A 12189-nucleotide genomic window follows, 5' to 3' on the forward strand; every position below is an offset into this window, starting at 1 on the left:
TGCATCCAACCAAAGCGTCTTTCCTTCCCATCCCCTGTCCACCCCAGACGGACAAATTTAAGGTTTTGTCCACGAGCGGTGCCTGACACCTTACATGACACCTTACAACGGAGGCAAATCTAGCCGGCCTTCTTCGAACAGGACTTTGATCATGTGTTTGGTGTAACCTGCTGCTTGGGCGAAGGTGATATTGGCGGGCATCGGGGCTTCTTGTGCGTCGACGACGACATCTATGATGCATGGTTTATTGAGTTCCACAGCTGATTTTAATGCCGGGAGCAGTTCTTCTGAGTTTTCTACACGGAATCCTTTTCCGCCGCATGCCTCTGCGTATTGGGCAAAATTAGGATTATGCAGGTTGGTGGCATATTCGATGTTTCCCATGACTTCTTGTTCAAACTTAATCATCGCAATCTTATGGTTGTTTAAGATGATGACCACAATGGGAAGCTCATATTTCACCGCTGTAACGAAATCGGCCATTGTCATCGCAAACCCGCCGTCGCCGCAAATAGCAAAAACCTGCTTATGCGGGTAAGCAATTTTCCCCGCGATAGCACCTGGCAGTCCACATCCAAGTGTTGCCAACCAGCTCGAAATAATAAATTGTTGATTTGTCATATGAAAATGCCGGGCCATCCACACAGTCACATTCCCAACATCCACGGATAAAACCGCATTATCATCCGCAACCTCCTGAAGTGCACGAATCACCCGTTGCGGCTTAATCGGAACAGAAGTTTCCTCCTCCTGGAACTCCAATTTGTCCCACCATTTATTCATCCGATCCGCACTTCTCTCTAAAAAGCTGCGGTCCTCCTTCCTGCTGACATTTTGGGTTAACCAATCAAGCGTCACTTTGGTTTCTCCTGCCAAACCAACATCAACAGGATATTTTTTGCCAATTTGCCCCGGTTCAATGTCAATTTGGATGGTTTTTGCCTTATCCGGCAAAAAGCCAGTAAACGGATAGGAGGTGCCAATCATAAGCAAAAGGTCGGTTTCCTGCATCGCTTCATAGGCGGCTCTTGTCCCAATCAAGCCGAGCCCCCCCAAACAGTATGGATGCTTATCAGGAATAACACCTTTACCTGGCAGCGTCAACACAATAGGAGCAGCGATTTTTTCAGCGAATAGCAATAATTCATCACGGGATCCGTGGGCGCCTCTTCCTGCAAGAATGACCGGCTGCCTGGCAGTTTCTATAAGTTCCTTCGCCTTTTGTAAATCCCCCATAAGTGGGAGAATTGTCTGCCTAGCTGTAAAAGCAGAGGTGTGCCGAGCTTCTTTCCCTACCTCAAACCGGGGAACATCATCCGGAATCGTAAGCACAGAAACACCTTTTTGGGCATAGGCCATACGTATCGCTTGATTGACAACAGCCGGAAGCTGCTCAGCCGACATAATCCGCTGGTTATACACAGCGACATCGTCAAACATTCTTTCCAAATTTACCTCCTGAAATGAACCAGTCCCAAGCAGGTCGGTCTCTACCTGGCCAGTAATCGCGAGAACCGGTGCCCCGTCCAGTTTGGCATCATACAAGCCATTTAGAAGATGGATAGCACCAGGACCAGCAATGGCCATACAAACCCCAAGTTTCCCTGTCAGCTTGGCATATGCTGCTGCAGCCAATGCCCCTGCCTCCTCATGCCGCACCTGAATAAACTTGATCTTGCCTTTCGCTTTTCGAAGCGGTTCAATAATCGAATTGATTGAGTCACCAGGCATCCCATAAATATGGTCCACTCCCCACTCGATCAACAGCTCAACCAATTTCTCACCGGCAGTCGGTTTAAACATATAACAACCCCTTTTCCAAAAATAAATCCTACTTAGTAGTGTGTGATTTTTTGGAAAAATTACTCTATCAGGAAACGAATTCTAAAAGAAAAAAGATCACGGAACGCTTTCCTGCCTTTTGAAGTTAATTTAGGGGTAAGAGTTTACGGTTTAATTCTGGCCGGTTCAGCCGCCCTATATTAGCAATTGATAGAATCGCAGCCTCAGAAAGGTTACCTCTTACTTGACTGGGCAGCATGCGACAGTTTAGGGGTTCATTTTTTTGTAATCCATATTTCGATGACCATAGAAATATTAATCATTTATGATAAGGCTGAAGGAAAATTGAAAGGAGATGGAAACTGTGAAAAAATTAATAAACGGTCAAACAACCGTCATTCGTCCTAAAATTCTTTATTACGGAACACCTGTCATTTTATTAAACACACTTAATGAAGATGAAACAACCAACATTAGCCCCATCTCATCATCGTGGGCGTTAGGCCCCTTTATCTTTTTAGGCCTCAGCACGTTAGGGAAGGCATATGAAAACATAGTCCGCCATCGAGAATGCGTAATGAATTTACCGGACTCCCAACTTTGGGAACATGTCGAGCGGCTTGCTCCATATACAGGAAAATATCCGGTGCCAGATATGAAAAAATCAATGGGTTTTTCTTTTGAAAAAGAAAAATATTCAGCAAGCGGTCTGACGGAGTGCGCGTCTCATAACGTAGCTCCGACACGGATTAGCGAATGTCCGCTGCAATTGGAGGCGGCGGTTTTGCATATCCGTGTTCCGGAATATGCACCAGACTTGGCCATTATTGAAACAGAGGTTAAAAAAGTTCATGCTCACCAGCATATTTTACTAGACAATGCTCACATTGATCCGACAAAATGGAGCCCATTAATTTATAATTTCCGGCATTATTTTGGACTCGGCCGAGAATTGGGAAAATCATTCCGCGCGGAAACATAAACCTGATACGATCGCTCCAAATTGATCAATTGACGGCCAAACCTGTTTCAACAGGTTTGGCAAAAATCCTTGGTTATTTAGGGTTCTCATCGTAAAATTGCTTTTACAAGGATTGCGGATCTCATTTCATGCTGAATCCAAACGCGAGTTCCTTTCACGAAGCCAAGGGGCCCATTTCAGGTTGATTCAAATCGCAACTGTTTATATTACATGGATTGCAGTGCCCCCACTTCTTAGGAATTCAAATCACAAATGTTGATTTTCAACATGGGCTTCAGATCCCTTTTCTTAAGGATCCAATTCGCCAAATTTACTTTCACAAGGATTGCTGGGGCCCGTTTCAGATCCGCACCACAATGCTGCTTTTACATGGACTTCGATTCCCGTTTCATGGGAATTCGAATCACAAACGTGCTTCCCTTGCCGGGTTCGCTGGTCAGCTGAATCGTTCCATGATGGATGTCCACGATCCATTTGGCGATGGAGAGGCCGAGACCATGTCCTCCCATTTGCCGTGAACGTGATTTGTCCGCCCTGTAAAAACGTTCAAAAATATGCTTTTGGTCTTCCTGACTGATGCCGATTCCAGTGTCTTCAACCTTAATGCACAGGTGCTGGCTTTCTTTTGCAAGAAAGAGACAGACTACTCCGCCAGCTGGAGTGTATTTAATGGCATTATCCAAAAGAATGTATAGAAGCTGCGACAAGCGCTGGGAATCCCCCATTACCACAAGTGTTTCCGGCGCATCTAGCTGCAGCGAGATCTCCTTTGAAGCAGCCAGCGGACTGACAGACTCCATCGCTTTATCTGCTTGCGGACGGAAATCAAACGTTTCGATTTTCGTTTCGATGGAATCCGAATCCGAACGGGCCAATGTCAGCAGATCACTTACTAAATTGGTCATCCGCTTTACTTCCTGCCTCATATTCGACAATAATTTCTGCGCGAAGCCGTCGTCCGCAGACGGTTCAAGGGTCATTTCCATCGCATCAATCGATGATAACAACACACTTAAAGGTGTCCTTAGTTCATGCGAAGCATCAGCAACAAATTCCCTTTGCCGTTTAAATGCCTTCGTAATCGGAATCATCGCCCTTTTAGACATCACCATACTTAAAAACGTTGCAACGCCAAAAAAGATCGTTCCGAGTGCTGCTAAAATAATAAACAGCCAATGAAACAACTGATAGGCAAACGAAATATCTTTTCCAATGTATAGCTTCCCCATATATTGTCCTTTATAAAAAATCGATTTACTGGCAATCAACAAACGGATATCCTGCGCTTCTTCCTGCGGATGAAATTCTCCTCTTCGGTTTCGGGGATTACGGTCCACTTTCAAGGTCTCCTGTTTAATTTCCTGATCTTTTATCTTACTTTCCTTCAAAAGGACCATCAGTTCCGGCCGTAATTTCGGATTGGCTTCGCTGCCCATCATAATGTCCCCATTGGAATTGATAACATAATAAAAATATTGATTAACCCCCGCAAAGACAATTTCTTGATTTTGAATACCCTGCAAGCCGTTTTGGTCATTTTTGAACAAATAATTTTCAATAAAGCTTGCTTCTTGATTGATCAATGAATCAAGTTCATGTTCCTGATTTTTCAAAATTACAAAATACAATACGGCAAACACGATAATAATGAATAGGATGAGAAAAAGCATGAGCAGGCTGCTGTACATCCGGGTCAGACGGCTCTGTGTGCTTTTAAAGACATCCTTTTCACCGCGTCTGATGAAGGCGCAAAAAAATGACTGCAGGTTAGTGTTCAAACTTATAGCCCACCCCTCTGATACTTTGCAGCAAATCCTGCCTTCCAAGCTGATCGAGCTTTTTTCGGATCAATTTGACAGTGGCATCAATCGTCTTGGGCGCCACATTCGCATCAAGTCCCCATACACGTTCAAGAATGACCTCTCTCGGAAGCACTTGCCCTTTATTTTGCACCAAAAAATCCAGAAGTTGAAACTCACGCTTCGATAATTGAATTTCCGTCTGCCCATCCCGAACCATATGGCTCATTCGGTTTAAAACCAGATCGCCGACCCTGACTTCTTCTTCCAAAATCGGTGCATAGTTTCGGCGTGATAATGCACGCAGCCGTGCAAGCAATTCACCGATTTCAAATGGCTTAACAAGGTAGTCATCCGCCCCTGAATCAAGGCCCTCAATCCGGTCTTCTACCGTATCCTTTGCCGTAAGCATCAAAATAGCTCCGGAGTAGCCTTGTTTTCGCAGGCGACGGCACACCTCAACTCCTGTCGCCCCTGGCATCATCCAATCTAGGATCAGCACATCATAATAGGAGGAGGAAGCATAATAGAAGGCATCTTCTCCATCCAGCACCCACTCTACTTTGAAATCGCCCTTCTTTTTCAACATATAAACTATTAATTCTCCTAATTGAGAATCGTCTTCTGCTAATAAAATATTCATATGGAACCCCCTTCGACAATCGAGATTTTCGGAGGCAAACATCCTCTCATTTAACTCGAATCTAGCAAAAAAATCTTTATATTCTCTTAAGTAATTCTAAAAAATTTGTGTCTATGTTTGGTTTTTATCATTTTTTACTAGTTGGAGGAATTTCATTTGAGTTTAGCGGATTCCTAAGAATATCGGTAAACTCAACCTGACTTTGTCGGAATCCCAAGAAGTTTGGCGGATACCTCAAATTCCGCGGACGGAACCCCCAAAAAAGCTGTAGACCTTTAACTATTTTTGAGAACGGAAAAGGAGCACCTCCCTTCGTATAGGCGCTCCTTTCCCCCTCTGAATAGCTGCTATTTATTCTGCCGCTAACAACACTTTTTCATTTTTTAATTTTTCCAGCTCTTTTTCCAATTCCTCGTCATTTACTAGATTACGGTATGCAGCGTCCTGGGTTGCTAGCGGACTGTATACCTGGCTGCCGGCTAGTACCTCTGCTTCCATCATCATAATTCGCTCCTCCGCACGTGCTACACCTCTGGCAATGCTTTCAGTCTGGAAGGTGATGGTTGCTTTTTGAATCTGCTTCATTGCCTGAGCCGCATTTGCTCTTGACGCAAGAAGGACTTTTTTATGTTGAAGATCGTTATATGTTTGCTTTAGCTCGTTTAATTTTTCGATTAAACTTTGTGTTTGGCCTTTTATCGCTTCATATTGATCTTTGTAAAGGCTAAGTTGTTTTTCATGAACTAGTTTTTCCTGAACCGCTAATTTTGCCATCGCCTCTTCTCCTTGCTCGATAGCAAGTTTCGCCTGGCGTGTCCGTTTGGCCACTAGACCTTCTGTTTCCTGGATAAGGACTGCTTGTTTTTTCTCAGCAAAAAGCTGACGAGCCAATGCTTTTTTGCCTTTTTCAATTTCAGCCTCCATTTCACGTGAATATTCATTTAACATGGCAAGCGGATTTTCGCAGCCATCAAGAAGCCCATTCATTTCAGCCTTTGTTATTCTTGCTAATCTTTTAAAAATACCCATCTCTATTCTTTCTCCTTTTTATTCAAGATTTCTTTTTCCCATTGATCTAAGATTGTCGCATTTTGACTGATGACAGGTGTATGTGAACTCATTAAAGATGTATCAATAAATGGTTTGGTTGTTGAAGATTTTGCTTTTCTGCGAAGCCAGCGGAATAACAGCACTGCGGCTACGGCGGCCATAATAAGAAAAAGCAAGAACCCTAATATATGGAACTCCCCTCCATGATGGAAGCCTGCTCCATGCATGAAACGGTGATGTCCAAAGCCATCTCCTTTTGGGCTCCAGCCTTGCTGGGCAAAATCTCCACTCTGCCCTCTACCGTCAAATTGGCCGCGGCCGCCTCCTAATAGATGACGAAGTCCATTAATAACGACCACAACACCCGCAATAATGGCTCCCCAGAAAATGCCTAGCTTCACTTTACTACTCATTTCTCTTCCTCCTTTCATTACCTGATGAATAGAAGTTTAGTAGAGAACGGTGAAAACTTGGTGAAAACTATCACTACAAAAAAATTTTTAAAAGATTTTATCAAACCAGCAGATGCAGAACATTTCCCCTAACAAAACAACCACACCCATCCTAGCAAAAAACAGAAAACACAAAAAACCCCTGTCTGCACAAGAGACAGAGGTTATCTATATGATAGAGTGTCAGGCACCGCGAGTGTCCACCCCAGACGGACAAAAACGGCATTTTGTCCACGAGCGGTGCCTGACACCATTAATAACATCATTAACTCCAACGACTAATACTTTTTGTTTTGATGCCATTTCCAGGCGTCGGCGATAATTTGTTCAAGGTTACGGTCGGCTTTCCAGCCGAGTTGGGTGTAGATTTTTTCTGATGTTGCGACGAGTCTTGCCGGGTCACCGGGGCGGCGGTCAGCTATTTCGACGTTGGCTTTGACGCCAGTTACTTTTTCACATGTTTCGATGACTTCTTTTACGGAGAAGCCGAGGCCATTGCCTAGATTGTAAATCTCCGCCGATTTCTTACCTAATAGAAGCGCTTCAAGCGCTAGTATATGGGCAGTTGCCAAATCGGTTACATGTATGTAATCACGGATACATGTACCATCTGGTGTATCATAATCTGAACCGAATACGGATACTTTTTCGCGTTCACCTAATAGCTGCTGCAGAACAATGGGAATTAAATGTGTTTCTGGGTCGTGGCTTTCACCAATCACTGCGGATGAATGGGCCCCAGCCGCATTAAAGTACCGGAGAACCACATAATTCAAACCGTAGGCTTTTGAAAAATCCGCCAAAATCTGCTCTACCATCAGCTTAGAATGACCATAAGGATTAATTGGCTGGGTGGCTGTCGATTCATCAATGACTTCTACACTAGGAATTCCGTAAGTAGCTGCAGTAGATGAAAAGATAAAGTTTTTCACCTTAAATTTCATCATCATCTTTAAAAGTGTTAAGGTGGCTGCTACATTATTTTGATAGTACTTTAATGGATCAACAACAGATTCCCCTACAAGACTGTTCGCCGCAAAGTGCATAACGGCTTTAATTGGATAACTTCTAAACACCATTTGCAGATCTTCCTCATTGCCAAGATCGCCCTTAACAAACACGGCGCGACTATCAACTGCTTCGCGATGACCTGTAGAAAGATTATCCAAAACCACAATATCTTCCTTTTTAATTAACTCCTTTACAAGATGGCTGCCTATATATCCAGCACCGCCCACTACAAGAATCATATCGCATGTCTCCTTAACTAAGATTCTTTCACCATTGTATTATATCATCTTAAAAAATTTATCTCTTTTTATAAACATTTGGAAAAATATGACACATTGTGTCAATCATAAAAATTTATTGTAAAATCAGCTAAAAACGAATATTATATTATTTGTGTTTAAAATTGTTCGTGTTTAACGGAGGATATCAGAAATGTTTCGATTAAAAGAAAATCATACTACTGCCAAAACGGAAATAATGGCGGGTATTACTACATTTTTTACAATGATATATATAGTTGTAGTAAACCCAATTATTCTGCATGATGCCGGAGTTCCGTTTAATCAAGTGTTTACGGCGACGATTCTCGCATCGGTTGTGGGAATTCTGTGGATGGCGTTTTTCGCCAATTATCCGATTGCCATTGCGCCTGGAATGGGGCTTAACGCTTATTTTGCCTATTCCGTAGTGGGCGGCCAGCACGTTCATTACGAAACAGCCTTTGCTGCTGTATTTGTAGCTGGGATCATTTTTGTCATTTTATCTTTAACGCCTTTGAGGGAAAAATTAATTGAAGCGATCCCAGATAACATTAAACACGGGATTACGGCAGGAATTGGGTTGTTTATTGCGTTTATCAGCCTGCGTCTAACAAAAATTATCGTCGCAAATCCAGCAAACCTTGTCGGTCTTGGTAATCTACATGCGCCTTCTGCCTTATTAACCTTGATCGGGCTGGCCATTACGCTTATTTTAATGATGCTTCGTGTCAATGGCGCCTTATTTATCGGCATGATTATCTCTGGGATCATTGCCTATTTCACTGGACAGCTGTCCTTTAAAAATGGATTCGTGGCTCTTCCTTCCCTGCCAAAAGGGCTGATCATTGCTAATCCATTTACAGCTTTTTCAGATGTGATTCAGCACGGCCTTTATGCTGTTGTATTTTCGTTTATCCTCGTGACCATCTTTGATACAACGGGTACAATGGTCGGCGTCGCAAATCAGGCTGGCCTGATGAAGAACGGCAAATTGCCGCGGGCACGCCATGCATTACTCTCCGATTCCATTGCAACAGTTATCGGTGCAATGTTTGGAACAAGTCCGACAACTGCTTACATTGAATCCACTTCCGGCGTGGCAGCAGGAGGACGGACAGGCTTAACATCACTAATGATTGCCATTTTGTTTATGATATCAGCATTCTTCGGTCCGCTGGTCAGTGCCGTTTCCGATATCTCAGCGATCACCGCTCCCGCATTGATTATTGTCGGCAGCCTGATGATGGGCAGCATTGGCAAAATTCGCTGGAATGAGCTGGATGAAGCATTCCCTGCCTTCCTAACCATTTTGAGCATGCCACTGACATCCAGCATTTCAACCGGAATTGCGCTTGGCTTCATCAGTTATCCGCTGTTAAAGCTAGTAAAAGGAAAATGGCGGGAGGTCCATCCCCTTGTATATGTCTTTGGCGTTCTATTTTTTATTCAGCTGTTCTTTTTACAGCATTAGTAAAATTCGTATTCAAGTAATGATTCCTATAAAAAAAGCGCAGGAAGATGCCGGTTTAGCACTTCCTGCGCTTTTTTAATGCCTTCTTCTCGCAAAGTCCACAAATCGGAACTTATCCAGCCTGTGGCGAGATTCTGTATACTGAAACAGACTGGCATCTTCCAAATACACATAATTTTTCACGACCACAATATGATCGTACTGTTTTAAATCCAAATAACGCCGATCTTCATCCGTCGCCTCATCTACAAAGATTTCTTTTTTGGCAAAACTGATTTTTAGACCCAATCCGTTTTCCAAGTATTCGTAAATGGAACTGGAGCAAATTTCCCGTGAAAGATGCGGAACAAATTTTTTATTAAAAAAATCCTTATCTAAAATAATCCGTTCCCCGTCCATTTCCCGTGAGCGGACCACCTTCCAGACCATATCCTTACTTGTCACCTTCAGCTGTTGCTGCACATCGTCCCCAGGTTTGATTAAATCAAATTCGCAAACAATTGTATTCCACGGCTTTTCCATCCGCTCAGCCAATTCTTTAAAGCTAACTAGACCAGAAATAGGAAAATCAAATTTCCCGACATCTAGGACAAACGAACCTTTGCCCCTGATTTTTTGAATATATCCATTTTGCGACAGCATCGTTAATGCCTTCCTGATGGTCTCACGCGATGTATCATACTGCTCCACCAGCTCATTTTCGGACGGCAGCTTCGCGTTGGACTTCAGCTGCCCGTTTTGTATTTTCTCTACAAAATCATAATAAATTGTTACATATTTATTATTACTCATCGTCTCATCACCATAATCACTTATTAGAAAACTCGCCGACTGGCGAGCCCAACAGGGCGAAGACAGAGGCGTAGTTTGCCGAAAAGCACAGCTTTTCGACTGCGAGGTCCTTAGTACACTTATGACTGAAAGGAAAGTTATACATTCCTAACTGCTAAAAGAAGGCCGGCGTCATGTCGCCGGCCTTCTTTTATTTTACCGATAGATTACTGCGTTCGTCAAAACCTAGCCCCGTGTTATTTTTTCAATAAATAAACAATCGATTCATACGGACGTAGGTGTATTTCTTGCACATCCTGGCTGGAGTCAGCGTAATTCGATAGTAAAATTTCGCTGGTCCGACCATCCAAAGCTATGTCCTCGGGCAGTTCAAATGTTGTTTCATTGCCATAAAAATTGTTGATGACGAGCAGCTTTTCATTTTCTCCGTTGCGTACATAGGCAAAAATATCAGGATGGTCCGCCAAAATCAATTGGTAATCGCCATCAGTAATGATGTCATAGTTTTTTCGTAGCTGGATCAGTTTTTGATAGTGATAGAAGATAGAGTCTTTTTCTTTTAAGGCACTTTCCACATTCACTTCTGGATAATTTGCTGCCACTGGGATCCATGGTATTCCCGTTGTAAAACCGGCATTTGGCCCGGCATTCCATTGCACGGGGGTCCGGGAATTGTCGCGGGATTTTTGCTTCAGAATGGCTAAAATTTCTTCCTCACTCATCCCCTCTGCTCGTTTAAGTTTATAAATATTTAAGGATTCAACATCCCGGTAATCCTCCAGCCGTTCGAATTTCGGATTGGTCATACCAATTTCTTCACCCTGATAAATGTAAGGCGTTCCTTGCATCATATGAATCGCTGTCGCTAGCATTTTTGCCGATTCCAACCGAAAGTGGGCATCATTTCCATAGCGTGAAACGATACGCGGTTGATCATGATTACACCAAAATAGTGCGTTCCAGCCTCCACCTTCGTTCATCTTTTCCTGCCACTGCGATAAAATCTGCTTTAACGCGCTGAAATCAAAATCAGCTGCAGTCCATTTGTCTCCGTTTAGGTAATCCACTTTTAAATGATGAAAATTAAACGTCATATTTAACTCATGACGTTCAGGATTTGTGTATTGAAGGCAATGCCCAATGGTCGTCGAAGACATTTCCCCTACCGTCATGATATTGTACTGGGAGAAAACTTCCCGATTTGCCTCCTGTAAAAATTCATGAACCCTCGGGCCATCCGTATAAAACCTTCGTCCATCACCAGCTTCATCATCAGGAAAATCTTGATTTTTCGAAATCAGGTTAATGACATCCAATCGAAAACCATCGACTCCTTTTTCAAACCAGAAGCGCATCATCTCATATACTTTTTGCCTAACCTGTTCATTTTCCCAATTTAAATCTGCCTGTGTAACGTCAAATAGATGCAAATAATATTGACCTGTTGTTTCATCAAATCTCCATGCGGAACCGCCGAATTTCGACTCCCAGTTATTTGGTTCAACTCCATTTGCTTTTCCATCACGCCAAATGTAGAAATCCCGGTAAGGGTTGCCCTTTGAAGCTGACGCCAGCTTAAACCACTCATGCTCTGTCGAGGTATGGTTTACGACAATGTCCATGATGACTTTAATCCCGCGCTTATGTGCCTCTTTAAGCAGACAATCGAACTCCGCCATGGTCCCATACTCTTCATGAATTCTGTAATAATCGCTGATGTCATAACCATTGTCACGCTGCGGTGACTTATAGATCGGGGTAAGCCAAATAACATCGATTCCTAATTCTCGTAAATAATCCAATTTTTCAATAATGCCTGGTAGATCTCCGACCCCGGTTCCGGTTGTATCATTAAAACTTTTTGGATAAATTTGGTAAACAACTGCTTTTTTCCACCAAGGATGTTCCATTTTCTGTACCACCCCTATAATTTATTTTTTTAAAAAG

General features: G+C 43.0%; 10 protein-coding genes. 2 read left to right on the forward strand and 8 right to left on the reverse strand.

Annotation, left to right across the window (positions count from 1 at the left end; all coding sequences use genetic code 11):
• Positions 1–102 precede the first annotated feature (102 nt).
• A complete protein-coding gene (locus HPT25_RS04510) occupies positions 103–1803 on the reverse strand; it encodes a pyruvate oxidase (protein WP_173060539.1) in 1701 nt (566 codons plus the stop codon).
• Positions 1804–2137: 334 nt separating this feature from the next.
• On the opposite strand from HPT25_RS04510, the gene HPT25_RS04515 reads away from it, so the two are divergent.
• The gene (locus HPT25_RS04515) at positions 2138–2764 is read left to right on the forward strand and encodes a flavin reductase family protein (protein ID WP_173060542.1); all 627 of its coding nucleotides are present in this window, start codon (positions 2138–2140) and stop codon (positions 2762–2764) included.
• A gap of 365 nt (positions 2765–3129) precedes the next feature.
• Here HPT25_RS04515 and HPT25_RS04520 read toward each other — a convergent pair whose 3' ends face one another.
• From HPT25_RS04520 to galE, 5 genes are all read right to left on the reverse strand, one after another.
• Positions 3130–4542: a sensor histidine kinase gene (locus HPT25_RS04520; RefSeq protein WP_246277138.1), complete on the reverse strand. Its 1413-nt coding sequence runs from the start codon at positions 4540–4542 to the stop codon at positions 3130–3132.
• Positions 4532–5206 carry a response regulator transcription factor gene (locus HPT25_RS04525; protein ID WP_173060545.1) on the reverse strand — a complete coding sequence of 225 codons (675 nt, stop codon included), beginning with the start codon at positions 5204–5206 and terminating at the stop codon, positions 4532–4534. The genes HPT25_RS04520 and HPT25_RS04525 overlap by 11 nt, the downstream gene beginning before the upstream one ends.
• A 351-nt stretch (positions 5207–5557) precedes the next feature.
• A complete protein-coding gene (locus tag HPT25_RS04530; RefSeq protein ID WP_173060548.1) occupies positions 5558–6235 on the reverse strand; it encodes a PspA/IM30 family protein in 678 nt (225 codons plus the stop codon).
• Between the two features lie 2 nt (positions 6236–6237).
• The gene (locus HPT25_RS04535) at positions 6238–6669 is read right to left on the reverse strand and encodes a hypothetical protein (protein WP_173060551.1); all 432 of its coding nucleotides are present in this window, start codon (positions 6667–6669) and stop codon (positions 6238–6240) included.
• A 317-nt stretch (positions 6670–6986) separates the two neighbouring features.
• Positions 6987–7958, reverse strand: coding sequence for a UDP-glucose 4-epimerase GalE (galE, locus tag HPT25_RS04540; protein WP_173060554.1), 972 nt, complete (start codon positions 7956–7958; stop codon positions 6987–6989).
• 193 nt (positions 7959–8151) lie between these two features.
• Here galE and HPT25_RS04545 point away from each other — a divergent pair, with 193 nt between their 5' ends.
• Positions 8152–9450, forward strand: coding sequence for an NCS2 family permease (locus tag HPT25_RS04545; RefSeq protein ID WP_173060557.1), 1299 nt, complete (start codon positions 8152–8154; stop codon positions 9448–9450).
• A 75-nt stretch (positions 9451–9525) separates the two neighbouring features.
• Here HPT25_RS04545 and treR read toward each other — a convergent pair whose 3' ends face one another.
• Together treR and treC are read right to left on the reverse strand one after the other, a co-directional pair.
• The gene (gene treR / locus HPT25_RS04550) at positions 9526–10242 is read right to left on the reverse strand and encodes a trehalose operon repressor (RefSeq protein ID WP_173060560.1); all 717 of its coding nucleotides are present in this window, start codon (positions 10240–10242) and stop codon (positions 9526–9528) included.
• Between the two features lie 236 nt (positions 10243–10478).
• Positions 10479–12152, reverse strand: a complete 1674-nt coding sequence (gene treC, locus HPT25_RS04555; RefSeq protein ID WP_173060562.1) for an alpha,alpha-phosphotrehalase — start codon at positions 12150–12152, stop codon at positions 10479–10481.
• Positions 12153–12189: the final 37 nt, after the last annotated feature.

It is taken from the genome of Neobacillus endophyticus, from assembly GCF_013248975.1.
Classification (GTDB): Bacteria; Bacillota; Bacilli; order Bacillales; family Cytobacillaceae; genus Neobacillus; species Neobacillus endophyticus.